36 protein-coding genes are annotated in these 22,206 nt (G+C 44.0%); 2 read left to right on the forward strand and 34 right to left on the reverse strand.

Translation table 11 applies throughout. The annotated features are described in order from the left end of the window. Positions 1–4 precede the first annotated feature (4 nt). The 31 genes from prfA to rplC form a co-directional block, all read right to left on the reverse strand. On the reverse strand, positions 5–1,099 hold the full coding sequence (gene prfA, locus H6G59_RS15155; protein WP_190715790.1) for a peptide chain release factor 1: 1,095 nt from the start codon (positions 1,097–1,099) through the stop codon (positions 5–7). Between the two features lie 106 nt (positions 1,100–1,205). Beyond that, positions 1,206–1,448 carry a 50S ribosomal protein L31 gene (rpmE, locus tag H6G59_RS15160; protein WP_190715792.1) on the reverse strand — a complete coding sequence of 81 codons (243 nt, stop codon included), beginning with the start codon at positions 1,446–1,448 and terminating at the stop codon, positions 1,206–1,208. 171 nt (positions 1,449–1,619) lie between these two features. Continuing rightward, positions 1,620–2,036, reverse strand: coding sequence for a 30S ribosomal protein S9 (rpsI, locus tag H6G59_RS15165; RefSeq protein WP_071191607.1), 417 nt, complete (start codon positions 2,034–2,036; stop codon positions 1,620–1,622). Next, positions 2,036–2,491 (reverse strand): 50S ribosomal protein L13, encoded by a 456-nt coding sequence (rplM, locus tag H6G59_RS15170; protein ID WP_016953015.1) that lies wholly within the window; start codon positions 2,489–2,491, stop codon positions 2,036–2,038. The genes rpsI and rplM overlap by 1 nt, the downstream gene beginning before the upstream one ends. Positions 2,492–2,543: 52 nt before the next feature. Next, on the reverse strand, positions 2,544–3,371 hold the full coding sequence (gene truA / locus H6G59_RS15175; RefSeq protein ID WP_190715794.1) for a tRNA pseudouridine(38-40) synthase TruA: 828 nt from the start codon (positions 3,369–3,371) through the stop codon (positions 2,544–2,546). Positions 3,372–3,432: 61 nt separating this feature from the next. Further along, positions 3,433–3,783 (reverse strand): 50S ribosomal protein L17, encoded by a 351-nt coding sequence (gene rplQ, locus H6G59_RS15180; protein WP_071191605.1) that lies wholly within the window; start codon positions 3,781–3,783, stop codon positions 3,433–3,435. Between the two features lie 33 nt (positions 3,784–3,816). Further along, the gene (locus H6G59_RS15185) at positions 3,817–4,761 is read right to left on the reverse strand and encodes a DNA-directed RNA polymerase subunit alpha (protein ID WP_127052487.1); all 945 of its coding nucleotides are present in this window, start codon (positions 4,759–4,761) and stop codon (positions 3,817–3,819) included. A gap of 353 nt (positions 4,762–5,114) precedes the next feature. Further along, on the reverse strand, positions 5,115–5,510 hold the full coding sequence (gene rpsK / locus H6G59_RS15190) for a 30S ribosomal protein S11 (RefSeq protein WP_016953011.1): 396 nt from the start codon (positions 5,508–5,510) through the stop codon (positions 5,115–5,117). Between the two features lie 54 nt (positions 5,511–5,564). Beyond that, on the reverse strand, positions 5,565–5,945 hold the full coding sequence (gene rpsM, locus H6G59_RS15195; RefSeq protein WP_071191603.1) for a 30S ribosomal protein S13: 381 nt from the start codon (positions 5,943–5,945) through the stop codon (positions 5,565–5,567). Between the two features lie 110 nt (positions 5,946–6,055). Next, positions 6,056–6,169 (reverse strand): 50S ribosomal protein L36, encoded by a 114-nt coding sequence (gene rpmJ, locus H6G59_RS15200; RefSeq protein ID WP_015129703.1) that lies wholly within the window; start codon positions 6,167–6,169, stop codon positions 6,056–6,058. Between the two features lie 117 nt (positions 6,170–6,286). Continuing rightward, positions 6,287–6,511: a translation initiation factor IF-1 gene (infA, locus tag H6G59_RS15205; protein WP_006276978.1), complete on the reverse strand. Its 225-nt coding sequence runs from the start codon at positions 6,509–6,511 to the stop codon at positions 6,287–6,289. Between the two features lie 188 nt (positions 6,512–6,699). Then, positions 6,700–7,254 (reverse strand): adenylate kinase, encoded by a 555-nt coding sequence (locus H6G59_RS15210; protein ID WP_190715796.1) that lies wholly within the window; start codon positions 7,252–7,254, stop codon positions 6,700–6,702. Positions 7,255–7,256: 2 nt separating this feature from the next. Further along, entirely contained in the window at positions 7,257–8,567 is a 1,311-nt protein-coding gene (secY, locus tag H6G59_RS15215) for a preprotein translocase subunit SecY (RefSeq protein WP_190715797.1), read from the reverse strand. Positions 8,568–8,637: 70 nt separating this feature from the next. Further along, complete coding sequence (gene rplO, locus H6G59_RS15220) at positions 8,638–9,084, reverse strand: 50S ribosomal protein L15 (RefSeq protein ID WP_190715798.1); 447 nt, start codon at positions 9,082–9,084, stop codon at positions 8,638–8,640. A gap of 49 nt (positions 9,085–9,133) precedes the next feature. Continuing rightward, positions 9,134–9,661 (reverse strand): 30S ribosomal protein S5, encoded by a 528-nt coding sequence (gene rpsE / locus H6G59_RS15225; RefSeq protein WP_016953007.1) that lies wholly within the window; start codon positions 9,659–9,661, stop codon positions 9,134–9,136. Positions 9,662–9,761: 100 nt separating this feature from the next. Then, positions 9,762–10,124: a 50S ribosomal protein L18 gene (gene rplR, locus H6G59_RS15230; RefSeq protein ID WP_127052491.1), complete on the reverse strand. Its 363-nt coding sequence runs from the start codon at positions 10,122–10,124 to the stop codon at positions 9,762–9,764. 2 nt (positions 10,125–10,126) lie between these two features. Next, positions 10,127–10,675, reverse strand: coding sequence for a 50S ribosomal protein L6 (rplF, locus tag H6G59_RS15235; RefSeq protein ID WP_190715799.1), 549 nt, complete (start codon positions 10,673–10,675; stop codon positions 10,127–10,129). 210 nt (positions 10,676–10,885) lie between these two features. Next, complete coding sequence (rpsH, locus tag H6G59_RS15240; RefSeq protein WP_127052492.1) at positions 10,886–11,287, reverse strand: 30S ribosomal protein S8; 402 nt, start codon at positions 11,285–11,287, stop codon at positions 10,886–10,888. 20 nt (positions 11,288–11,307) lie between these two features. Then, positions 11,308–11,856 carry a 50S ribosomal protein L5 gene (gene rplE / locus H6G59_RS15245; RefSeq protein WP_016953003.1) on the reverse strand — a complete coding sequence of 183 codons (549 nt, stop codon included), beginning with the start codon at positions 11,854–11,856 and terminating at the stop codon, positions 11,308–11,310. 110 nt (positions 11,857–11,966) lie between these two features. Further along, positions 11,967–12,314, reverse strand: a complete 348-nt coding sequence (gene rplX / locus H6G59_RS15250; RefSeq protein ID WP_071191595.1) for a 50S ribosomal protein L24 — start codon at positions 12,312–12,314, stop codon at positions 11,967–11,969. Next, positions 12,314–12,682, reverse strand: coding sequence for a 50S ribosomal protein L14 (gene rplN, locus H6G59_RS15255; protein ID WP_016953001.1), 369 nt, complete (start codon positions 12,680–12,682; stop codon positions 12,314–12,316). The genes rplX and rplN overlap by 1 nt, the downstream gene beginning before the upstream one ends. A gap of 41 nt (positions 12,683–12,723) precedes the next feature. Beyond that, positions 12,724–12,975 carry a 30S ribosomal protein S17 gene (rpsQ, locus tag H6G59_RS15260; RefSeq protein ID WP_071191593.1) on the reverse strand — a complete coding sequence of 84 codons (252 nt, stop codon included), beginning with the start codon at positions 12,973–12,975 and terminating at the stop codon, positions 12,724–12,726. Between the two features lie 6 nt (positions 12,976–12,981). Further along, the gene (gene rpmC / locus H6G59_RS15265) at positions 12,982–13,209 is read right to left on the reverse strand and encodes a 50S ribosomal protein L29 (protein ID WP_016952999.1); all 228 of its coding nucleotides are present in this window, start codon (positions 13,207–13,209) and stop codon (positions 12,982–12,984) included. Positions 13,210–13,212: 3 nt separating this feature from the next. Continuing rightward, positions 13,213–13,638, reverse strand: coding sequence for a 50S ribosomal protein L16 (gene rplP / locus H6G59_RS15270; protein WP_127052493.1), 426 nt, complete (start codon positions 13,636–13,638; stop codon positions 13,213–13,215). A 97-nt stretch (positions 13,639–13,735) separates the two neighbouring features. Beyond that, positions 13,736–14,503, reverse strand: a complete 768-nt coding sequence (gene rpsC, locus H6G59_RS15275) for a 30S ribosomal protein S3 (RefSeq protein ID WP_190715800.1) — start codon at positions 14,501–14,503, stop codon at positions 13,736–13,738. A gap of 51 nt (positions 14,504–14,554) precedes the next feature. Then, positions 14,555–14,914: a 50S ribosomal protein L22 gene (gene rplV / locus H6G59_RS15280; RefSeq protein WP_190715804.1), complete on the reverse strand. Its 360-nt coding sequence runs from the start codon at positions 14,912–14,914 to the stop codon at positions 14,555–14,557. A 95-nt stretch (positions 14,915–15,009) separates the two neighbouring features. Next, the gene (gene rpsS / locus H6G59_RS15285) at positions 15,010–15,288 is read right to left on the reverse strand and encodes a 30S ribosomal protein S19 (protein ID WP_016952995.1); all 279 of its coding nucleotides are present in this window, start codon (positions 15,286–15,288) and stop codon (positions 15,010–15,012) included. Positions 15,289–15,430: 142 nt separating this feature from the next. After that, on the reverse strand, positions 15,431–16,294 hold the full coding sequence (rplB, locus tag H6G59_RS15290; protein WP_016952994.1) for a 50S ribosomal protein L2: 864 nt from the start codon (positions 16,292–16,294) through the stop codon (positions 15,431–15,433). Between the two features lie 135 nt (positions 16,295–16,429). Further along, on the reverse strand, positions 16,430–16,744 hold the full coding sequence (locus tag H6G59_RS15295; RefSeq protein WP_016952993.1) for a 50S ribosomal protein L23: 315 nt from the start codon (positions 16,742–16,744) through the stop codon (positions 16,430–16,432). Next, positions 16,737–17,369, reverse strand: a complete 633-nt coding sequence (gene rplD, locus H6G59_RS15300; protein WP_190715806.1) for a 50S ribosomal protein L4 — start codon at positions 17,367–17,369, stop codon at positions 16,737–16,739. Before rplD ends, H6G59_RS15295 begins: the two co-directional genes overlap by 8 nt. A 58-nt stretch (positions 17,370–17,427) precedes the next feature. Further along, a complete protein-coding gene (gene rplC, locus H6G59_RS15305) occupies positions 17,428–18,066 on the reverse strand; it encodes a 50S ribosomal protein L3 (protein WP_071191587.1) in 639 nt (212 codons plus the stop codon). An 869-nt stretch (positions 18,067–18,935) separates the two neighbouring features. Between rplC and ndhN the strand changes: the two genes are divergently transcribed. Beyond that, entirely contained in the window at positions 18,936–19,412 is a 477-nt protein-coding gene (gene ndhN / locus H6G59_RS15310; RefSeq protein ID WP_190715808.1) for an NAD(P)H-quinone oxidoreductase subunit N, read from the forward strand. A gap of 56 nt (positions 19,413–19,468) precedes the next feature. Here ndhN and H6G59_RS15315 read toward each other — a convergent pair whose 3' ends face one another. Next, positions 19,469–19,927, reverse strand: coding sequence for a hypothetical protein (locus H6G59_RS15315; RefSeq protein WP_190715810.1), 459 nt, complete (start codon positions 19,925–19,927; stop codon positions 19,469–19,471). 435 nt (positions 19,928–20,362) lie between these two features. Here H6G59_RS15315 and H6G59_RS15320 point away from each other — a divergent pair, with 435 nt between their 5' ends. Beyond that, positions 20,363–20,821: a DUF3172 domain-containing protein gene (locus H6G59_RS15320; protein ID WP_242038880.1), complete on the forward strand. Its 459-nt coding sequence runs from the start codon at positions 20,363–20,365 to the stop codon at positions 20,819–20,821. A gap of 40 nt (positions 20,822–20,861) precedes the next feature. Here H6G59_RS15320 and H6G59_RS15325 read toward each other — a convergent pair whose 3' ends face one another. Then, positions 20,862–21,614 carry an AMIN domain-containing protein gene (locus tag H6G59_RS15325; protein ID WP_190715812.1) on the reverse strand — a complete coding sequence of 251 codons (753 nt, stop codon included), beginning with the start codon at positions 21,612–21,614 and terminating at the stop codon, positions 20,862–20,864. Between the two features lie 3 nt (positions 21,615–21,617). Beyond that, complete coding sequence (locus H6G59_RS15330; protein ID WP_242038881.1) at positions 21,618–22,130, reverse strand: hypothetical protein; 513 nt, start codon at positions 22,128–22,130, stop codon at positions 21,618–21,620. Positions 22,131–22,206 lie beyond the last annotated feature (76 nt).

Consider the following 22,206-nt stretch of genomic DNA (forward strand, 5'->3'; position numbering starts at 1 on the left):
AAGATTAGCTGCCAGAGGTAGCTAATTCTGCTAAACGCTCTTGCTGGTCTTGAGATATACAAGATTGGATCACCGTTTCTAAATCACCTTCCAGAACGGGGTTGAGTGTGTAATTTTGACCTAAGCGATGATCAGTAACACGGCTGTCTTTATAGTTATAGGTGCGAATTTTTTCAGAACGGGAACCTGTACCAACTTGCGATCGCCTCATAGAAGTGACAGCCTCTTGTTGTTCCCGTAACTTCATTTCATACAATTTCGCCCGCAAAATTTGCATCGCCCGTTCTTTGTTTTGCAACTGGCTGCGTTCTTCTGTACAAAAAATTCTGATTCCCGTGGGTTTGTGGAACAAGTCAGCGGCTGTTTCCACCTTGTTGACGTTTTGTCCACCAGCACCACCAGAACGGGCGGTACTCATTTCAATATCTTTCGGGTCAATATGAATTTCCACATCATCCACTTCTGGCATAATAGCGATGGTGGCTGTAGAAGTGTGAACCCTTCCTCCAGCTTCCGTGGCTGGTACGCGCTGCACTCGATGCACTCCAGCTTCAAACTTCAGCTTGCTGTAAACGCTGTCGCCTTGAATTTCCAGAATCACCTCTTTGAAGCCACCCATTTCACCCAGAGATTCACTGACTAGCTTCACTTTCCAACCCTGAGTATCAGCATAGCGGGAATACATTCGCAGCAAATCACCAGCCCAAATACTCGCTTCATCGCCACCAGTCCCAGCGCGAATTTCCAACATGATGTTTTTATCATCATTGGGGTCACGGGGTAGCAGCAATACCTTCAAGCGACTTTCCAGGTGTTCTATCTTTTCTACTAATTCATTCACCTCCAAAGCTGCAATTTCTTGCAACTCTAGATCACTATTTGCTTCTTTGAGTACCTGACGCGCCCCTATTAATTCATCCTGGGCGGTTTTCCAAATTTCATAGGTATTGACTACCTCTTCCAAAGAAGAACGAGACTTGGCTATTTTTTGATACTCATCAGGGTTTTTAGTCGTATCAGGGTCGCCCAGGCGACGTGTTAATTCATGAAAGGTTTGTTCAACAGATTTCAGTTTCTCCAGCAGGTATGATTCAGCCATGATCAGGGCAACGCTCCTTAAAAAATAACTAGTGTGGCTTTCTGCATTAAATGACAATCGACCCTGCATCTATGTAGGGTCGTCGTTAACAGCTACAGCCAACCAGCTACTTTTTATCTTGGTCGTCGCCAGAGGTTTGGGTATTGCTCATACCGTATTTGCGGAGGAAGCGCTCAACTCGACCCTCAGCATCAATCATCTTCTGAGTACCAGTGTAAAAGGGGTGGTTTCCAGACCAAACGTCTACGTGTAGTTCAGGCTTGGTAGAACCGACGGTCATCACAACTTGACCGTTACAGTAGACCTTAGCCTCTGGATACCACTGGGGATGAATATCAGATTTAGCCATTGTTCCTTGTGTGGTGAATCTATATAAATTATAACTTTCAGTCTTTAGGCATTGATAGAATTTCAGATTTTAGATTAACCGTAAATCCGGAAATTACAACCGCTGATATAGTAGAAAATTTCTGCGTTTATCTGCGTCCATCTGCGGTTAAAATCCAAAATCCAAAATTGATTACCGCTTGGAATACTGAGGAGCTTTCCGAGCTTTGTGTAAACCGTATTTCTTCCGTTCTTTAGCTCGTGGGTCACGAGTTAAGTAGCCTTCGGTTTTCAAAGGTGGACGGTTATCGGGGTCTAGTTGGCACAAAGCACGAGCAACACCCAAGCGAATAGAATCTGCTTGTCCTGTCAAACCGCCGCCGACAGCCTTGACCAAAATGTCATATTCGTTTTCTAGTCCCAAAGTTTCCAAGGGCGCTTTGATGACTCCCAGGTAATTGGCGTTGAATTGGAAGTACAACACTCCATCTTTGCCATTCACAATCAACTTGCCTTCACCTGGAACTAGGCGTACACTGGCGACTGCGGACTTACGACGGCCAGTACCCCAGTACACGGCGCGACCGCTATTGGTTTCTACTGCGACCATTAATTTTCTCCAGGAATTGTACTAATGTTTAATTCTTTGGGTTGTTGAGCCTCATGGGGATGAGTAGGCCCAGCGTATACTTTCAGTTTGGTAAACAACTGCTTACCCAAGCTATTTTTAGGCAGCATACCTTTAACAGCGTGTTCTAAAATCCGTTCTGGTAGGCGCTGTTGCAGCTTGGCGAAGGTTTCTGTCTTCATCCCGCCGGGACGACCAGAATGGCGACGGTAGAGTTTTTGGGTACGTTTTTTGCCTGTAACTGCTACTTTTTCGGCGTTGATGACAACTACGAAATCACCTGTGTCCATATGGGGGGTATATTCCGCTTTTCTTTTCCCTCTCAAGACCATAGCGATTTCGCTGGCCAGGCGACCAAGGCGTTTATCGGTGGCATCTACTACGTACCACTCACGCTCAAGGGATGCTTGAGGAGGAAGGTATGTTTTACTACTCATTGTTATTTGTCCTTTGTTTTTGTTCTTGGTCAGTTGTGCTAATGACCAATGACTAATAACCAAACACTAAATATGGTTGGGTGTCGTACCAAATTTCCGGAGGAAAGGGAAAATCAGGATAGCCTACTCGTAACAAGCATAAGCCTTGGGGAGGCGCGGCGTATTTTACTTCTTCCCGGCGTTCTTCTTTCCAGATTTCGGTAAAGTTAGCCAGCGTCCTTTGTCCAGAACCCACTTGTACGAGCATTCCTAACAACAGGCGTACCATGCCATATAAAAATCCATTAGCTTGAATTTCAATATGGATAAACGACCCATTGCGACGACACTCTGCTGCTTGTACTTCTACCCAGGAATGCGATCGCGCTGAACCGGCTCGATGAAAGGCAGCTAAATGATGTTTTCCCAGCAGTGGTTCGAGGGCAGCTTGGATTAAGGATTCATCCAGGGGTGCATAATAATAATGCCAACTGAAGCGGTTCACGAACAAGTTCGGTAGAGCCTCAGTATAGATTGTGTAGCGATACCGTCGAGAGTCTGCACTAAAGCGAGCGTGCCAACGATCACTTACACCCGCTGAAGCCCTAATTAATATATCTGGAGGCAGATAGCTGTTCAGAACTGTTGCCCATTTGTGAGCCGGGATGAAACCTGTAGCGTCAAAATGGGCTACTTGAGCAGCGGCGTGAACTCCGGCATCGGTTCTCCCTGCGCCATGCAGTGTCACATGATACCCCAGAATAGTAGCTATAGCTGTTTCTATTTCTTCCTGGACGGTTCGCTGGCGTGATTGCCGTTGCCAGCCATGAAAATGAGTACCTAAGTACTGAATGACCAAGGCTACTCGATGAGTTGCTGTAGGCTCGCGGCTGTCTAACATATCAATCAATTTTAGATTTGTGATTTTAGATTTAATCCCAAATCCAAAATCCAAAATATGGTTACACCAGTTCAATGATTGCCATTTCCGCATTGTCACCGCGACGGGGTACGGTATGCAGGATACGAGTATAACCCCCTTGACGGTTGCCATAGCGAGTAGGAGCTTGCTCAAATAGAGCATGAACCAGTGTTTTGTCGTAGATATAGCCCAGGGCTTCCCGACGTGCTGCTAAGGAGCCATTTTTGGCGAGGGTAATCATTTTATCCACTTCACTTCGCAGGACTTTAGCGCGGATTAAAGTGGTAGTGATTCGACCATGACGAATGACTTCGGTGGTTAGCGCTCGCAACAGGGCGCGGCGCTGGTCTGCTGGTTTACTGAGTTTTTTGACTCGACAACGGTGACGCATAATAATGCACTGTGAATTATTAAAGGTGAAAATTTAAGCGTGCTTAGAGCCTCTTTCTTGGGGTAAAGTTATTCCTAAACGTCGCTGTAAAGCTTCTACTACTTCTTCTGCGGACTTCTGACCGAAGTTTTTAATTTCTAGTAGGTCTTCTTGGGTGTAATCCAACAAGTCTGCCACAGAGTTAACTTGCGCTCGTTTGAGACAGTTATATGCCCGTACAGAAAGTTGCAACTCTTCAATCGGAATCTGAGCAGTTGGGTCATCTGGGATATCTGAACCTGTATCAGTTGGTTCCAGGGAGATATCTTTCAATGGGTTGAATAAATCTACCAAAATTCCAGCTGCCGAAGATAGTGCTTCTTGAGGAGAAAGACTGCCATTTGTCCAAACTTCTAATAGCAGTCGGTCTTTAAGCGATCCATCTCCACGAGCTTCTTCAACGCTATAGTTGACTTTTCGCACTGGCATAAATACCGAGTCGATTTGCAGAAAGTCCAAAGATGTTGCTTCTTCCCTTCCTCGCTCGACAGTGCGATATCCTTTGCCTCGTTCAATCCGAAATTCCATTTCCAGTTTGCCGCCATCCGCTAAGGTAGCTACATACTGGGTGGGATCAATGACTTCTACTTCACTGGGTAAATCAAAATGTGCCGCAGTGACTGTTACTGGTCCGTTAACGAGTAACCGACCAATCTGAGGTTGAGAGGAATAACTTTTGAGAATGACTTCCTTCATTCGCATGAGGATTTCCAGCACGTCTTCCCGCACGCCTGGAACTGTGGCAAACTCGTGGCTAACCCCAGCAATCCGCACTGCTGTAACCGCTGTACCCTCTAGATTGGACAGTAAAACCCGCCGCAGCGCGTTGCCAACTGTTGTTCCTTGACCGCGCTCTAGAGGTTCCAGAACAAATTTACTGTAATGGCTTCGACTTTCCTCAGTATTAGACTCTACACATTCAATTTGAAACTGCGCCACGGAGTAGCCTCCCTTTTTAAGGTGCTGCTAGCAGGCAAATTAATTGCCTCTCGAATTTACTTTCTGACCTGAGATTTTGTTGAGGCTGATCAAACTACGAACATTAAGAAAAGTTGTAAAGTTTGATGCCCTAATTTGACCCACAGGCGCTGATAATTTGTGGATGAACCAAAATTTGATCAGTCCTGCCTGTGAGAATACCTGACTTGTTGCTCCTTTCACCCAATGGCTCTGAAGTTGACAAGTATTTGCTCTGCCAAAGCAGTTTATACTTTGTACGCTCCAGATGATAGATATTGCAGGTGATTTTCCTTAGCTTTGGCTTCCGTCTGAGCGTGATTAACAAGTTTTGTTTAAACTCGACGACGCTTGGGCGGACGGCAACCATTGTGAGGAATCGGGGTAATATCCCGAATCAGGGTAATTTCTAATCCTGCTCCTTGAAGTGCGCGGATAGCAGTTTCTCTACCTGCTCCAGGTCCGCTGACCATTACCTCAATTTGGCGCATTCCTTGATCGATGGCTCTACGGGCTGCACTTTCGGCTGCTGTTTGTGCTGCAAAGGGTGTTCCCTTTTTTGCCCCCTTAAATCCACTAGAACCAGCACTTGCCCAGGAGATGACATCTCCATTTTGATCTGTAATAGAGACAATGCTATTGTTAAAAGTAGACTGGATGTAGGCAATACCGTTGGGTACGTTCCGTTTCTGCTTCTTGCTCCCGGATTTTTTAGTTGGTTGTCTGGCCATATTTGTTTAGTGAATTTAAGGTAAAACTTGCTTCCATGAGCAAGTGCTGAAAAATTATTTGCCAGGAGCTTTTTTCTTCCCGGCTACTGTCTGCCTTCTACCACGTCTAGTTCTAGCATTGGTGCGAGTTCTTTGCCCTCTGACGGGTAATCCCATGCGATGGCGACGACCTCTGTAAGTGCCTATGTCAACTAGACGCTTGATATTCATCGCTTCTAAGCGCCGCAAGTCACCTTCGACTTGATAGTTGCTTTCTATTTCTCCACGCAGGGCGGCAACATCGGCATCACTTAAGTCTTTAACGCGGGTGTCTGGGTTCACACCGGTCGCTGCTAAGATTTCTTGCGACCTTGATAACCCAATTCCGTAAATGTAAGTCAGACCAATTTCTACACGCTTGTCGCGTGGAAGGTCTACTCCGGAGATCCGTGCCACAATTAATCTCTCCCTATGTTTCTGGTAATCGAGTTGGCAAAACGTGATTAATCGCGTCTTTTCGTTTGAATGGTGATCTGGTATAGTACCAAGCTCTTTTAGTCAGAGCGCTATCCTTGACGTTGTTTGTGCTTGGGGTTAACACAAATCACCATGACGCGACCACGGCGTTTGATCACGTTACATTTTTCACAAATTTTCTTGACTGAGGCTCTGACTTTCATGCCTTTTCTAATTGACTCCAAATAGTAAATTATAGCATTTCTAGAGAAAATAATTCAGTTAAGTAACTGGGAAAACCCCAAAAAAAGCTGCTTTATGGTAATATTTTCTGCATAGATTTACTTTTTCCGCAGTCTATAGGTAATTCTGCCTTTGGTTAAGTCATAGGGCGTTAACTCCACTTTGACGCGATCGCCGGGTAAAATTTTGATGTAATTACGGCGAATCTTGCCAGAAATATGTGCTAGTACGTTAAAGCCATTGTCTAGGTCAACTCGAAACATTGCATTAGGCAATGACTCGGTGACCGTACCTTCCATTTCAATCAAATCTTGCTTAGACAATTTGTTTTTTCCTCAACTCAACAATCTCCTGTGACCAAGCAGTATTTTCATCTGCACAAGAACACAATTTGAGAAATATATCAACAGTTTATTAATATATCTTAGCTAAAAGGGAACTGAGACTGGGATCTGGGGACTGGGAAAATTGCTCCCCCTGCTTCCCCTACCTCCCCGTCATTCTTAAATTCTTAAGCAGCTATGAGATTTTTCAATGAGTCAGTGACTTCAGCTTGGGACTGATTGCCGTTAACCGTCAGGAGTTTTTGGCGATCGCGGTAATAATCGATCAGGGGGGCAGTTTCCTCGCGGTAAACCTCTAAACGACGACGAATAACTTCTTCGTTATCGTCTTTTCTTCCTCGTCCCAGCAAGCGGGTAATAACAACGTCGTCTGGTGCATCCAAGTTGACTACCCTTTCACCACCCTGGCCTATCTTTTGCAGTAATTCTGCCAAAAAAGCTGCTTGGGTTACTTTACGAGGAAAGCCGTCAAGAATCCAACCTGTTTTTGTATCTGGTTGATTAAGACGCTCTTCTACTAGATCCTGAACTAGTTGATCTGGAACTAACTCACCAGCATCCATGTAGCTTTGTGCTTTTATGCCCAAAGGTGTTTGGTCTTTAATGGCTTGCCGTAATATATCACCAGTAGAAATATGGGGAATCCTCAAGAATTCAGCCAAAGTTATTGCCTGAGTTCCTTTACCAGCACCTGGTGGTCCCAAGAAGATTAAGCGAGTCACTATTATTTCACCATTCCTTCATAGCGCTGAGAAATTACATAAGTTTGGACTTGTTTTGCCGTCTCAATTGCCACACCAACCAGAATTAACAAAGATGTAGCACCCAGCCCCTTAAAAGTCGGCACTTTCAAAGCACTTTCTACAGCTGTGGGAATAATCGCCACCAAGCCTAAAAAGATCGCACCCAAAAAAGTGAGTCTATTAGTTACACGCTCAATATACTCGCTTGTAGCTTTGCCTGGACGAATGCCAGGAATACTAGAACCCATTTTTTTCAAGTTCTGAGCTACATCTACGGGGTTGAGAATCAACGACGAATAGAAGTAACTAAAGAAAACAATGGAAGTTAAATAAACTAGAGCGTATACCCAAGGTGCGGAGCCACCAGGACTGAGATAGGTGTTAACAATGGTTGCTAATTCTGGGTTTTTGGTGAAATTTGCGATTAAAAGTGGCAAACTCAAGATTGCAGCCGCAAAAATAATCGGCATGACACCGCCAGAATTGAGGCGTAGGGGTAGATAACTACGCTGCTCTGCCAAAACTCGTCTACCCACTTGGCGACGAGCAGAAATAATCGGGATGCGGCGCATTCCTTCCTGCACAAAGACAATCCCCACAATTGTTAGCAGGAATACTAAGACTAGAACGATGACGCGACCGACGATTTCCCGTCCCCCAACTTGTACTAAGTCGATGGTGTCGCCTAAAGATTTGGGTAGAGAAGCAACAATGTTGACAAAAATCAACAATGATGCACCATTACCTATGCCGCGTTCTGTAATTAGTTCTGATGCCCACATAACAAACATAGAACCAGCGGTTAGAGCGATCGCTGTTTCAGCCACAAATAGTGGGCCGGGGTTTAAGGCAAACTGTTGCAGAAATAATGCCGAAAAAGCCACGCTTTGTATAATTGCCCAACAGACCGTTACATAGCGGGTTATTTGGGATATTTTCCGCCGACCTGCCTCACCTTCATTTTTCTGTAAATTTTCTAAAGAAGGAATTGCTGCGGTGAGCAATTGGATGATAATGGACGCATTAATAAAAGGTAAAATCCCTAAGGCAAAGACACCTAAAGTAGACAAACCCCGTCCAGAAAATATATCCAATAAACCAAATACGGAATTATTGCCCGAAATGGCCTCAGCAAACCTAACTCTATTAATTCCTGGTATGGGCAAAAAGATTCCCAGGCGAACCAAAATTAAAATACCGACGGTAACAAGCAGCCTACCTCTGAGTCCGGCTGCTTGAGCCATCTGCATAAAAGTTTCTTGAGCCGTTGGGGCTTTATCTCGACTGATCATAGAGTGCTACCTTTATAGTGAACCAGGCGCTGGAAGCGAGTTGGCTAGCTTTAAATTGCGCTTTCTTGGCTCAGGTTAAGACTTCACAACTCCCACCAGCTGCCTCAATTTTGCTCCGGGCTTGTCCTGTGAAAGCTGCTGCTTGCACCTTGAGCGGAATGCTCAATTCCCCATTACCCAGAATTTTCAATGGACCTTTAGCAGCGGTAAGGATACCTGCTTCTCTTAAAGAGGCTAAAGTTACTTCAGTGTGGGCAGGTAAGGAGGCTAACTTCTCTACATTAATCGTAGTGTAAATTTTACGATTAATAACTGGAAAGCCCTTCAGCTTGGGTAAGCGGCGGTACAATGGCTGTTGACCACCTTCAAACCCTGGTCGAGTACCACTACCAGAGCGGGATTTTTGACCCCGCATCCCTAAACCTGCACTAGCGCCTTGTCCGGCAGAAATACCTCTACCTACACGCTTACGGCGTTTTTTTGAGCCTTTTTGAGGCTTAACATCGTTGAGTCTCATGATGTAATTAGTAGTTTTTTAGACTAATACTTAGTAAGAATGTCATCTACTAGATGTAGAGATTCTCAATAGCAATACCCCGATCTTCAGCAACTTCAGCAAAGGTACGCAGAGTAGATAGGGCATTAACTGCGGCTCTAGCATTGTTGAGAGGATTGTTGGAACCGAGTTGTTTGGCGAGAACGTTACGAACTCCTGCCAACTCTAATACAGTCCGTACTGCTCCACCAGCAATTACCCCTGTACCAGGTGCTGCGGGTCGCATCATCACCTTAGCACCGCCACCAACGCCATCAATGGGGTGGGGGATAGAATTGGATTTGGTAATAGGAATATCAATCAGATGTTTTTTCCCGTCGGCGACGCCTTTTTTCACGGCACCAATTACATCTGAGGCTTTACCTACTCCCACGCCAACTTGACCGCGTTCGTTACCAACGACCACAATCGCCCGGAAGCTGAGTTTTTTACCACCTTTGACGACTTTACTCACTCGTCGGATCTGAATAACTCGTTCTTGCCAAGTGGTTTCTTCTTTTTTGGCACGTTTTGTTCTACTTTTACGCTCTGTTGCCATAATTAATGCTCTCTCATTAGTCATTAGTCATTAGTCATTGGTCATTAGTCATTAGTCATTTGCTTTTTTACCAAGGACAAATGACACAGGACAAATGACTTTAGAAATCTAACCCAGCTTCGCGTGCTGCATCAGCTAGAGCTTTGATCCGACCGTGATACAGGTTTCCACCGCGATCAAAGACCACTTGAGTAATACCTTTTTCTAGCGATCGCACTGCTATCAACTTACCAACTTGTGCTGATGCATCGCAATTTGAGCCAGAAGCTAAACTAGATTTTAACTCTGGTTCTACAGTTGATGCTGCCACCAGGGTTTGATGCTGTGTATCATCAATTACTTGAACATAAATATGTTCATTAGAACGGAATACAGCCAGCCTTGGACGTTCTGGTGAACCGCTAACTTTGCCACGAACGCGCCGATGGCGACGCTGTTTTGATTCTCTACGAGTAAGTTTCATGTTTACTTCTTACCACCCTTACCAGTCTTACCAGCTTTGCGTCTGACCACTTCACCGGCATAACGAATGCCTTTACCTTTGTAAGGTTCGGGTGGACGAACGGCACGGACTTTAGCTGCTGTGTTGCCTACAATTTCTTTGTCATAGCCACTGACTATGACATTGGTAGTACCTTCGACTGCAAATTGAATTCCATCTGGTGGCTCTATTTGCACTTGATGGCTGTAACCCATATTTAAAACTAGGTTACGGCCTTGTACTTGGGCGCGGTAACCTACCCCTTGAATTTCCAACCGACGTTGAAAACCAAGGGATACTCCCTCAACCATGTTGGCAACTAAAGTCCGGCTCAAACCGTGTAGTTGCCTAGATGTGCGGGTTTCATCCCGACGTGTTACTAGTAATGTTTCCCCTTCTTGGGAGACTGTAACATTAGCAGGTAGAATCCGTGAAAGTTCTCCTTTTGGACCTTTCACGACTACACTAGTGCCATCAATCGCCACTTGTACTTTGGCGGGAACAGTAATTGGACGTTTACCAATTCGAGACATGATTTTTTGTCAGTTGTTCAGTTGTCAGTTCTGAGTCAGCGCGCAGAACAGGGGGTTTCCCCCATGTAGGTAGGTGAAAGTCATTTCGTTTTGGATGCCACTGATGTTCATCTAAGCTACGCCGGAGCTATCACCCGTGAGGGTCAGTTGTCAGTTTTAGGTTGAACTAACTATTGACGTTCGCGAATGGGTGCCGGAAGCACTTGACGACTACCAAACGTAGCAAAGCACTTCACCACCTAAATTCTGACGGCGTGCTTCACGGTCAGTCATAATACCACTGGATGTGGAAATAATGGCGATACCGATACCGCCTAGTACTCTGGGTAATTCTTTTCGATTGGAGTAAACTCGCAAACCGGGCTTACTCACTCGCTTCAAGGCAGTGATTAGGGGTTGGCGATTTTTGCCCTTGTATTTCAGGGAAATCACCAGATTGCGCGTTACCCCTTCTCCTGATTCTTCAAATTCAGCAATAAAGCCTTCGTTCTGTAGAACTTTAGCAATATTACGAGTCATTTTTGTTGCTGGCACTTGTGTAGTTTGATGCCTTGCCAGATTAGCATTGCGGATGCGCGTCAGCATATCTGCAATTGTGTCGTTAGCCGCCATCGTTCCCTCTTTAGATGAACTTATTGATCGCGAAAGGGCATTCCCATTTCTTTAAGTAAGGCGCGACCCTCTTCGTCATTTTTTGCTGTGGTGATGATAGAAATATCGAGACCACGGATTTGATCGATGCTGTCGTACTCGACTTCTGGAAAAATTAGCTGTTCTCTTACACCCAGAGTGTAGTTGCCCCGTCCGTCAAAGCTTTTGGGACTAACGCCGCGAAAGTCGCGGATTCTGGGCAATGAAAGGCTAACAAGTCGGTCAAGAAAGGCATACATCCGTTCGCCTCTCAGAGTCACCATGATACCAACAGGCATACCTTGACGAATTTTAAAGCCTGCGATCGCCTTTTTTGCCCTTGTCACTACTGGTTTTTGACCAGTTATCAGTGCAATTTCGTTTAAAGACGCTTCTAATGCTTTAGCATTTTGAGCAGCTTCTCCCAAACCCCGGTTAATAGTTATTTTTACTACCTTCGGTACTTGATGTACGTTGGTGTATTGAAACTGATTAATCAGTTTGGGGACAATTGTCTCTTGGTATAAGTTTTTGAGTCTGGTTGTCGCCATAGTTGTTTGTCCTTATTATCCCTGGGCTTGGTCAGGGTCGCTGCGCTCCAATTAAAAATTAAAAATTCCAAATTTAAAAATTGAAACTATTCATTTTTAATTGTTAATTTTTAATTGTTGAGTATCTCGCCTGTTTTTTTGAGCATCCTGACTTTCTTACCCTCGGCGGTGAAAGTGTAGCAGACGCGACTGGCGACGTTTTGCTTGGTGGAATAGAGCATCACGTTAGAGCTATGAATTGGGAATTCCTGGGTGATGATCTGCCCCGATTCCCCTTCTTGCTGAGGTTTAACGTGTTTGGTTTTAATATTCACACCTTTGATAAGGACTTTGCTGAGTTGGGGTAGTGCTTTGATCACTTCACCAACTTTACCCTTATCTTTACCAGCGATCACTTGTACAGTGTCACCTGTTTTAACGTGCATTTTGTGGAAAACTTTTGGTTGTGGCTTTGCCATTACAGCACCTCTGGAGCCAGAGAAACAATTTTGGTGAAATTTTTATCGCGTAATTCCCGTGCTACTGGGCCAAAGACCCGTGTACCTCTGGGATTACCATCTTTGTTGATGATCACGGCGGCGTTGTCATCAAAACGAATGCTCATACCGCTGTCTCTATTAATACTTTTTCTGGTACGCACAATGACAGCTTCTACAACATCAGACTTTTTTACAGCCATGTTGGGTGTGGACTCTTTGACAACGGCGATAATTTTATCGCCCACGCCACCGTAACGGCGGTTACCTGCACCTAATACGCGGATGCACATTAGCTTTTTGGCACCGCTATTATCTGCAACATTCAGGTAGGTTTGGGGTTGAATCACAATCGGTCTCCCTTAGGAAGTTTGTGGCTTTGGAACAACTATTAAGTTGTAGATTTAGTGTTAAGGATTTCTGTGATTTGCCAGCGTTTGGTTTTGCTCAGAGGTCTAGTTTCCCGAATGCGGACGCGATCGCCCACTTTGCAGTTATTTTCCTCATCGTGGACTTTATATCTCTGAGTTTTAACTACAATCTTGCCGTACTTGGGATGAGGAGCGCGGTTTTCTACAGCCACTACCACCGTTTTTTGCATTTTGTCGCTCACTACCAAGCCAACTCGTTCTTTGACTGCCATAATCTCCTACTTTTCTTCTTTAGTCGGCTGACTTGCTGCCCGTTGGCGTTCTCCCTCTACTGTGAGTAATTGGGACAAGCGATGGCGAGCGTGTCTGAACTGGTGAGGTTTCTCTAGTTGTCTAGTGGCTTTCTGCAAGCGCAACTGAAACAGTTGTCTTTTAACAGCGATAATTTCCTCAGCCAGCTTTTCGTCACTCAATTCTCTAGCTTCTGATACTTTGGGAAGAGGCATAACCTACTCCTGCTCCTGTGGTTGAGAGCGTGCAATAAACTTAGTTTTAATCGGTAGTTTGTAGTCAGCCAAGCGCATAGCTTCACGGGCAATTTCTTCGGAAACACCGGCGATTTCAAAAAGAATCCGCCCTGGCTTAACTACAGCTACCCAAAATTCAGGGTTACCTTTACCTGAACCCATCCGGGTTTCAGCGGGACGCATGGTTACAGGTTTATCTGGGAAAATCCGAATCCATATCTTTCCACCCCGACGGATATAACGGGTCATGGCTCGACGAGAAGCTTCGATTTGCCGGGAGGTAATCCAAGCTGGTTCTTGCGCTTGGAGGGCGAAATCACCAAAGTTGAGGGTGCTACCACGGCTGGCTAGACCCTCCATCCTTCCGCGTTGTTGTTTGCGGAATTTAGTTCTTCTAGGGCTTAACATGATTTGTCAGTTGTCGGTTGTCGGTTGTCGGTTGTCAGCTTGTCAGTTGTCAGTTGTCAGCTTGTTTTACCACTGACTATTGACTACTGACCATTGACTATCCTTCATTTGAGCGGTCTTCAAATTGCTGGCGACGACGTTGTTGTTGACGGCGACGAGGATCTCGGTCGCGGTCTCGGTCGCGTGTTGCTGGTGGCGGTGGAATTTCTTCCTGTCCAGGAATAATTTCTCCCTTAAACACCCAAACTTTGATGCCCAAAATGCCGTAAACCGTTTGCGCTGTGCAGTAAGAGTAGTCAATATCAGCCCGTAAGGTATGTAAAGGTACTCTACCTTCCCGTGTCCACTCTGTCCGGGCAATTTCCGCACCGTTAAGCCGACCACTGACTTGAACTTTAATCCCCAGTACACCAGCCCTTTGAGCGCGCTGAATAGCTTGACGTACTACCCGACGGAAGGAAACGCGGCGTTCCAATTGTTGAGCAATGTATTCAGCAATCAAGTAGGCATCAGCATCAACTCGTTGAACTTCAACTACGTTAATGCGAATTTGGCGGTTGCTACCCAACAGTTCTTGGAGTCCGGTACGCAATGATTCTATACCTTGTCCACCACGACCTACAACTACACCGGGTCTAGCTGTACGCACTTCTAGGTCGATTTGGTCAGCTTTACGCTCAATCCGTACTTCAGATATGCCGGCGTTGTTTTGAGCGTATCTACCCAGTTTTTGTTCTATGTAATTACGGAGTTTGTGGTCTTCTTGTAATAGTTCTGGATAACGGTCAGGAACGGCAAACCAACGGGATTGATGTTCTTGAGTAATACCCAGACGAAAACCGACTGGATGAATTTTCTGTCCCACAAATGCTTCCTCTAAAATTTCTTACTGTACGCAATTGGTTGTGTCTATTGCTTATTTAGCAGCGGTGCCAGCGCCCACAGCTACAGTAATATGACAGGTTGGTTTGCGAATTTGGTAAGCTCGACCCTGCGCTCTGGGTTGAAACCGTTTCAGCACTGGGCCTTGGTCGGCATATGCCTGAGTAATCACTAGTTCGGCTCTATCTAGCCCTTCATTATGTTCAGCATTAGCGGCAGCACTTCTGAGTACCTTCAATACTGGCTCACAAGCTCGATAGGGCATGAATTCTAGGATAATTAGGGCTTCTCGATATGACCGCCCCCGGATTTGGTCGAGTACTCGACGGACTTTGTAGGCAGAAATGCGGATATAACGAGCGATCGCTTTAACTTCTGTAGTATCAGTTGCCATAATTTTCTCCATCTTTATCAATTAAAAATTTAAATTTAAAAATTAAAAAATGGCAGTTGTTCATTTTTAATTTTTAATTCTGAATTTTTAATTGATTATCTGCCTGATTTCTTGTCACTTTTACCATGACCTCTGTAGGTACGTGTTGGGGCAAATTCTCCCAACTTATGACCCACCATCTGTTCATTTACAAACACTGGAACGTGTTGTCTGCCGTTGTGAACAGCTATTGTATGGCCTACCATCATCGGTAAAATTGTCGAGGCTCTTGACCAAGTTTTGATCACTTGCTTTTCATTTTTTGCGTTCAGCTTTTCCAGCTTACTAAGCAAATGATCAGCAACGAAAGGACCTTTTTTTAGAGAACGACCCATAGTTAGATTTTGGATTTTGGATTTTGGATTTTGAATTTCTAATTTTGGATTTTGGATAATTAAGGTGTCTGATCAGGCTTCAAAAACTTTGAATGCTTAAAAACAGACCCCATCTAAAATCCAAAATTTCAAATCTCAAATTCTAGGACTGACGACCGCCACGTCCGCGTTTAGAAGATTTACGACGACGACGTACAATTAGTTTTGTACTCGCTTTCTTGCGATTACGTGTCTTTGCACCCAAAGTAGGTTTACCCCAAGGTGTCACAGGACCCGATCTACCGATGGGCGCTCTACCTTCACCACCACCATGTGGGTGGTCTACTGGGTTCATGACGCTACCTCTAACCTTAGGACGACGACCTTTCCAGCGATTTCGTCCGGCTTTACCAGCACTAAGGTTTCTCGCGTCGGTGTTGCCTACTTGTCCAATGGTGGCGTAGCATTCACGGCGAATCAGGCGAACTTCACCAGAAGGTAACTTGAGAGTGACATAATTGCCTTCTTTTGCCGCAACTTCGGCTTTTGCACCAGCAGCACGCACGATTTGACCGCCTTTACCTGGAGTCATTTCGACGTTGTGAACTGTAGTACCTAATGGAATCCTAGACAGAGGTAAGGCATTACCATCTTCAAACGGAGCCTCAGCGCCAGCAATAATGGTTGCGCCAACTTTCAATCCATTAGGATGTAAAATATACCGTTTTTCGCCATCAGCGTACAACACCAGAGCGATGCGCGCATTGCGATTTGGATCGTATTCAATTGCTGTGACTGTAGCAGCAATATCCCGTTTATCTCTCTTAAAGTCGATAATCCGGTAAAGTTGTTTGTGGCCGCCACCCCGACGACGGCTGGTTATCCGCCCTTGATTGTTCCGTCCTTTAGGACGATGTACTGACTCAGTTAGTGATTTTTCTGGCTCAGTTTTGGTAATCTCCGCGAAATCGGAGACTATAACTTGGCGAGTACTGGGGGTATAAGGGCGATAAGAACGAGTACCCATAAGTGATTTTTGATTTCGGATTTTCGATTTTGAATACAGAATTTTTTGAATTTTGATTTCCGATTTTTAATTGTTTCTTGGCAATTATTTATTAACTAGCCCAATCTAAAATCTAAAATCTAAAATCTAAAATTCTTATACTTCTGGGAATAGAACTTGTCTAATCTTTTCTTCATCCCCAGGTGCGACGGTGACAATAGCTTTCTTGTATTGAGGCTTGTAACCGATAAATTTACCAACACGACGCTGTTTGCGTGGTGGTAATGAGGTATTGACTTTTACAACTTTGACTTGAAATAAGTCCTCAATTGCCGCTTTAATTTCTGGCTTGCTTGATTTTGGAGTTACTTCAAAAGTGTATTTGTTTTGCTCCATCAAAATTGTCGCTTTTTCGGTAAGAATAGGGCGACGCACTAAGTCAGCAAGGTTGCGGGGGTCAAAGTTAGGCACTGTAGACCTCCTGAATTTTTTCTAAAGCTGATGATGTAACTACAACTTTGTCAGCGTGCAGTAAATCGTAAACATTTAATTGATCAGCGGCAATTAGCTTTAAATTTTCTATATTGCGGGCTGATAAAAGCACGTTTTCTGCTATTTCCGACAAAATCAATAATGATTTTTGTTCGGGTGCTGCTCCCCAACGAGCTAGTGCTGTCACCAATTCTTTGGTTTTCGGACGTTGTAGCTCGTTGCTAAATTCTTCTACAACTATTAAATCTTCGGCACGGCTGACGAAAGCTGTCCGCAGTGCTAAACGTCGCTCTTTGCGGTTCAATTTCAGGTTAAAATCTCTGGGTTTTGGTCCAAAGATTACACCACCACCACGCCACAGTGGTGAACGAATGGAACCTGCACGAGCGCGACCTGTGCCTTTCTGCCGCCAGGGTTTGCGACCACCACCTCTAACTTCGGAACGAGTTTTGGTACTGGCATTTCCTTGGCGAGAATTAGTCATTTGTCTGACTAATGCACGGTGTACTATGTGAGCCGCTGTTTCTTCTTTGGCAACTCGCAAGTCGAAAGTTGTTTGTCCAACTTCTTCTCCTTGCCAATTTTTTACTACACTCTCAACCATCTTTATGTCCTTTGTCAGCTGTCAGTTGTCAGTTTAGCTAATGACTTATGACTAACGACTATTTACTACCAACTATCTTTGCGGGTACAACATTCACTAAGGCACCTGGCTTACCAGGAATAGCTCCCTTAATGAGAATTAAGTTGCGTTCTGCATCTACTCGCACTACGGTTAGTTTGCGAATTGTGACACGAGTACCTCCTAAACGCCCTGCCATCCGTTTACCGGGATAAACACGACCAGGAGTTGTACCAGCACCGATGGAACCAGGCGCTCTGTGGTTTTTGGAACCATGTGACATGGGACCGCGACCGAAGTTGTTCCGCTTCTGGTTGCCCGCAAAACCGCGACCAATACTTGTACCGACTACATCTACAATTTGACCAGCACTAAAAATATCTGCTTTGATTTCTTGACCTAAAGCATAATCACCAGAGTTATCAATGCGATACTCGTTCAAGTGACGCAATGCTGGAGCAGATGATTTAGCCAAATGACCTAACAGTGGTCTATTCAATGCCTTTGGTTTGACTTCGCCATAACCAACTTGAACAGCGAAGTAACCGTCGGTCTGTTTTGTTTTAACTTGTGTAACAGTGCATGGCCCAGCTTGGATTACGGTGACAGGAATAGCTCTTCCTGCATCGTCAAATATTTGGGTCATGCCCAGCTTGGTGCCGAGAATACCTACAGACACAGTAACTGGTTCTCCTTTCTAGTTGCTGACCTTGGAATCGGATTTGCTTTAGACACAGTTTATCAGCGTCATTGGTGGACTAGCCTACCAAATTTACACTGATGTTAAGCAGTGTAAATTCTTGATGACGCACAAAATATTGTCTCTACTGCTTGGTGAATCCTTTTGTTTTCACTCACTTGGTCACCAGAACAGCCATAATTACCTTCTGATTAGGAAGGGATTACTTCTGGAATCAATGCAAGACGTTATTGCTTTGCGCTTTGTGCAGCAATGCTTTCGTCCAAGCAATTGCTCTGGCACTCGACCGTTGTAGTAGGACTTAAGCGGTTGATTTCCACCCAGTATCCGTTCCCTGAGACTTTCTATAATGCCATAAAACAAACATTACGGATCAGGTTCTACTTCTATAACTACCTTAAACTATTGTTTGAGGTTTTGCCTGTTTTTTAAGGGGCTACGGGAGTGAACTTGGGCGGGAGCTTTGATTTGGCTTTGGGTTTTAAGCCATGAGCTTCTTCAGTTTGACCTAAAAGCTTTTCTAGTTTAGCAGTCTCTTACGCATTTCAACCAAATTATCCTTCAGGAAATTAATTCATCAAATTTTGATGATTATATTTGGTTGGCAAGACTCAAGAAGATGCTATCTAATTTTACTGTTTGGTCACAATCTAATAATATAAATCATTAATTTATTTTTGTCTAGTAATTTTTAGGTAGTTGGGGTTGAATTGTGGGAAGATGGGGAAAATTAAAAAATTCCCGATGCTCTATGTCCAATTTTGCTTAAATTATGCAACTTAATCTAACTTAATCTACCACTAGAGAGTAAATAATAGAGATATCTGAGTGGGATAAGACGAAAATCTATGGCACTACTTACCACTGGCAACGGTTTAATCCGCGATTTGGAAAAATTCGGCGCTTTGGGTGTATACGTTCCTTTGGAAGGGGGATATGAAGGTCGGTATCGCCGTCGATTGCGGGCGGCTGGCTATATCAACCTCCACATAACTGCGAGGGGACTGGGAGATGTTGCAGCCTATCTAACAAGAGTTCATGGAGTCAGACCTCCTCATTTGGGTAAAAAAAGCACTGGTAGCGGTGCAGCAGTGGGTGAAGTATATTATCTACCACCGATAATTAGCTATCAGTTAGAACAGCTTCCACCTAAATCTAAGGGTCTATTGCTATGGATTATTGAGGGACATATTCTTTCTGATCAGGAAGTGGAGTATTTGGCTAATTTGCCCAAGTTAGAACCAAGAGTTAAGGTGGTGATTGAACGGGGTGGCGATCGCTCTTTCCGTTGGACACCATTAGAAAAAACCCTGTTAGCTAGCTAGTTAGTTAGTTGGGCGGGGTTTCCCCGCCCATACAGCATGAGCATTTTCTTACTGCTTCAGAAACTGATAGTGTAGATTAAATCAAATTCTCGATAGATAACCAGACGGCAGGAGTGAGCAGGGTTTTCTAGGAGTTCGTAATCTAAACCACCAGTAATTTGTGTGACTGGTCGCCTCAATGGTTTTTCAAACTGATACCACTCACGGTTACTCCACTCAAAGATTGTTGCGTCTACGGAATTTTGTAATTCTGATGCCAAAAGTAAGAGTTCTAATTTATCTTTGACGCTACCAGTAATAAAGCATTTCAGACAAACTGACTGAGTAATCAGAGGTCTAGGTTCGTTGGCGGCGATGGTATGGCATTTTCTTAGTTCAATATCATAAGGCTCTAAGTGCAGATTTTCTAGTTGCTGCCAGGATTGTTCTATCTCATTGAGGCGATTGTCTAGATACGGTAGCAGTCCTAGCTTGGCATCAGTCAACAGTTGGCGAATATTAGAAGGCTGGGTCATTACTGAGTTTTTTCTCCACTATCCAGTCAGATTATCGTTTTGTTGACTAGGTGAGGGATAAACTTTGGAAAACTTTGTTTATTTACACTTGCTGTGGAATGGGTTTGTTTTTGTGTCGCGCAGAGGTGCAAAGAGGAAGAGAAGAATAAGGGCGCACTTTTTCGTAGACAGCTATGAAAAAGACTCTGTTGGTTGGCGTGACTCCAAGGGAGTTTATGGTACTGTCCTGCATCTTGATATTATTGATGGAATTAGATGGAAATAGGGTACAAATTTCCTCAAGACTCGTCATACTGAAGTAGGGAGAGAATAAACCACTCCTTTCCAAGTTGGCGTGAAGGTGATCAAGCAAAAATGAGACGTAAATCTACTGGTAGATCAGCTACTACTTCTAAACCCTCTATTTTCCAATCCCCTACATTTAACTTCGCCACCATGGCCATTTTGGGAGGTGTGCTGATTTTGGGAATTGGGATTGGGATTGCGTTTAGTTCTACAAGCACGTTGAGTCCATCAAATGTGGCATCCCGTGAATTTATTGATACTAAAGCTCCAAACCCTGATCTCTGTGTACAGTATGGAGCCAGTGCGATGGTTATGGATGCCAGACTGTTTGTAACTCTCAACCCTTTTAATGTCTATGTTGCTCAACCGAATATGCGTCCTGGATGCGTTCTGAGACAAAATAACTGGGCAATTTTAGAAAATAAAAAACTTGTCACTTCAGATCAGGTAAGAGAATGTAAAAATCGCCTGAATACCTTTGGCTTTACAGGGGACTTAAACAGTGATAAGCCTGATATCCGGTGTATATATCAAAATGAAAATGCTCAAAACTTCTTCTTATCTCAACCAGGAGCCGTTGCACCATCTCAGGATACGGAAAGATTCTAAAAAATAGGAGATAAGTCTTGGTGTATACAGTTCATCAAGACTATTGATTAGGAGGTAGGGGTTGACCAAACTCAATTACAGGAATATTGAGAATTTGATCTGAATAGTTTTCTGAATTAGGAACTGTAATGCTATGAGAATTTTCTAAAGAATCAGCAGGAATAATAATCAAATTGGATAGTTGAGAAGGGTCTTGAGAATTGAGGGGGGGTACAGTCACAAAGGGTTGTTGGGAGTTGGTGGTTGTCAAGGGTAGGTTAGTGGATGGTGGTGGTAGGGTAATTAAAGGGGCTGGGGATAGCTGATTATCAGGTAAAGGTGAGGAAATTGGTTGTGTTATGGTGTTATCATAGGAAATAACGGGGCGTAATACCCAGCGAGTGGGGTTATTTGGGGAAATGGGCTGAAGTTGTACTTGGTTGGGATCGATAAAAGTTCCTGGTTCTAAATCGATGACGATGCGGGTGATGTTAGGGCTAAATTGGGAAACTCGAATTCTCTGAATTGTTCCCGGATAGTTTTTTAGGGTGTTAACTTTACCTAACTGGGTATTAGGCAAATCTACAACTAAACGTGGTGGTTGGGGAAGGTAGAAATACTCAGGTTTTGTCGCTGCGGAAAGGGTAATTTCTAGTTGCTGTGATTTGGGGTTAAATTGCCATTTATTGAGTTTGGCAAATGTTGCGGCGAGAGTAATGCCAGTATTGAGGGTAATTGCTGTATATAACCCAAATAAGCTAACTTTAAAAAGATATGATGGCCAAAATTTCCAGGTTCTGAGTTTAATTTTCATGTTTTAATGGCTATTTGATTTGGGAATTTCTTTTTGATCTGTTTGGGCTGAAGCTGTAAATTCTAAAGTTGTGGGAATGTTGTTGATTTTTAGTTTTCCGGGAATATTATTGTTTTTTAGTTGTGACATTTGAATTGTGATAGCTTGAACTGGACTGTTTTGAGATGAAGGAAGTTGACAGAAATTTGATGTGTCAATTTTTCCCGATAAATGCAATTCTAGATTTTGTAATTTGCCTGAGAGAGGAAACTGTTTTTTGGTATCTGCGTTGGCGTTAGGTGGTAGTAAAGAGGCATTGAGATAAATACCAGATTGTTGAATATTTAAGATCAAAGAGTTGCCCTTTTCACAGTTTGGTAGGTTTTGCGCTAGGATGAGACGATAACGGCTGTTAATGAGACTTGTGGTGCGGAGATTATTTTCACCATAAGCGGTGACAGTTTTGAATAAGATGAGAAGTGAAGCGATCGCTATTCCAGAAATCGCTAAAGATTTAAAGTTGAAGTTGTTCATCATTGATAATTGGTGATTTGAGAGAATTAATTACCTACTGCCTACTGCTTTCAATTACGAATTATGTTGGCGGTAGCCT

Source organism: Anabaena lutea FACHB-196 (assembly GCF_014698305.1).
In the GTDB taxonomy this organism is placed as follows: domain Bacteria; phylum Cyanobacteriota; class Cyanobacteriia; order Cyanobacteriales; family Nostocaceae; genus Anabaena; species Anabaena lutea.

Bases quoted from the DNA above. Each gene is read 5' to 3' on its own strand.
- prfA (WP_190715790.1), bottom strand. From the start codon at position 1,099: ATGGCTGAATCATACCTGCTGGAGAAACTGAAATCTGTTGAACAAACC.
- rpmE (WP_190715792.1), bottom strand. From the start codon at position 1,448: ATGGCTAAATCTGATATTCATCCCCAGTGGTATCCAGAGGCTAAGGTC.
- rpsI (WP_071191607.1), bottom strand. From the start codon at position 2,036: ATGGTCGCAGTAGAAACCAATAGCGGTCGCGCCGTGTACTGGGGTACT.
- rplM (WP_016953015.1), bottom strand. From the start codon at position 2,491: ATGAGTAGTAAAACATACCTTCCTCCTCAAGCATCCCTTGAGCGTGAG.
- truA (WP_190715794.1), bottom strand. From the start codon at position 3,371: ATGTTAGACAGCCGCGAGCCTACAGCAACTCATCGAGTAGCCTTGGTC.
- rplQ (WP_071191605.1), bottom strand. From the start codon at position 3,783: ATGCGTCACCGTTGTCGAGTCAAAAAACTCAGTAAACCAGCAGACCAG.
- rpsK (WP_016953011.1), bottom strand. From the start codon at position 5,510: ATGGCCAGACAACCAACTAAAAAATCCGGGAGCAAGAAGCAGAAACGG.
- rpmJ (WP_015129703.1), bottom strand. From the start codon at position 6,169: ATGAAAGTCAGAGCCTCAGTCAAGAAAATTTGTGAAAAATGTAACGTG.
- secY (WP_190715797.1), bottom strand. From the start codon at position 8,567: ATGATCAGTCGAGATAAAGCCCCAACGGCTCAAGAAACTTTTATGCAG.
- rplO (WP_190715798.1), bottom strand. From the start codon at position 9,084: ATGAGACTCAACGATGTTAAGCCTCAAAAAGGCTCAAAAAAACGCCGT.
- rpsE (WP_016953007.1), bottom strand. From the start codon at position 9,661: ATGGCAACAGAGCGTAAAAGTAGAACAAAACGTGCCAAAAAAGAAGAA.
- rplR (WP_127052491.1), bottom strand. From the start codon at position 10,124: ATGAAACTTACTCGTAGAGAATCAAAACAGCGTCGCCATCGGCGCGTT.
- rplF (WP_190715799.1), bottom strand. From the start codon at position 10,675: ATGTCTCGAATTGGTAAACGTCCAATTACTGTTCCCGCCAAAGTACAA.
- rpsH (WP_127052492.1), bottom strand. From the start codon at position 11,287: ATGGCGGCTAACGACACAATTGCAGATATGCTGACGCGCATCCGCAAT.
- rplE (WP_016953003.1), bottom strand. From the start codon at position 11,856: ATGGCGACAACCAGACTCAAAAACTTATACCAAGAGACAATTGTCCCC.
- rplX (WP_071191595.1), bottom strand. From the start codon at position 12,314: ATGGCAAAGCCACAACCAAAAGTTTTCCACAAAATGCACGTTAAAACA.
- rpsQ (WP_071191593.1), bottom strand. From the start codon at position 12,975: ATGGCAGTCAAAGAACGAGTTGGCTTGGTAGTGAGCGACAAAATGCAA.
- rpmC (WP_016952999.1), bottom strand. From the start codon at position 13,209: ATGCCTCTTCCCAAAGTATCAGAAGCTAGAGAATTGAGTGACGAAAAG.
- rplP (WP_127052493.1), bottom strand. From the start codon at position 13,638: ATGTTAAGCCCTAGAAGAACTAAATTCCGCAAACAACAACGCGGAAGG.
- rplV (WP_190715804.1), bottom strand. From the start codon at position 14,914: ATGGCAACTGATACTACAGAAGTTAAAGCGATCGCTCGTTATATCCGC.
- rpsS (WP_016952995.1), bottom strand. From the start codon at position 15,288: ATGGGTCGTTCTCTAAAAAAAGGTCCTTTCGTTGCTGATCATTTGCTT.
- rplB (WP_016952994.1), bottom strand. From the start codon at position 16,294: ATGGGTACTCGTTCTTATCGCCCTTATACCCCCAGTACTCGCCAAGTT.
- rplD (WP_190715806.1), bottom strand. From the start codon at position 17,369: ATGGTTGAGAGTGTAGTAAAAAATTGGCAAGGAGAAGAAGTTGGACAA.
- ndhN (WP_190715808.1), top strand. From the start codon at position 18,936: ATGGCACTACTTACCACTGGCAACGGTTTAATCCGCGATTTGGAAAAA.
- H6G59_RS15315 (WP_190715810.1), bottom strand. From the start codon at position 19,927: ATGACCCAGCCTTCTAATATTCGCCAACTGTTGACTGATGCCAAGCTA.
- H6G59_RS15320 (WP_242038880.1), top strand. From the start codon at position 20,363: ATGGCCATTTTGGGAGGTGTGCTGATTTTGGGAATTGGGATTGGGATT.
- H6G59_RS15325 (WP_190715812.1), bottom strand. From the start codon at position 21,614: ATGAAAATTAAACTCAGAACCTGGAAATTTTGGCCATCATATCTTTTT.
- H6G59_RS15330 (WP_242038881.1), bottom strand. From the start codon at position 22,130: ATGATGAACAACTTCAACTTTAAATCTTTAGCGATTTCTGGAATAGCG.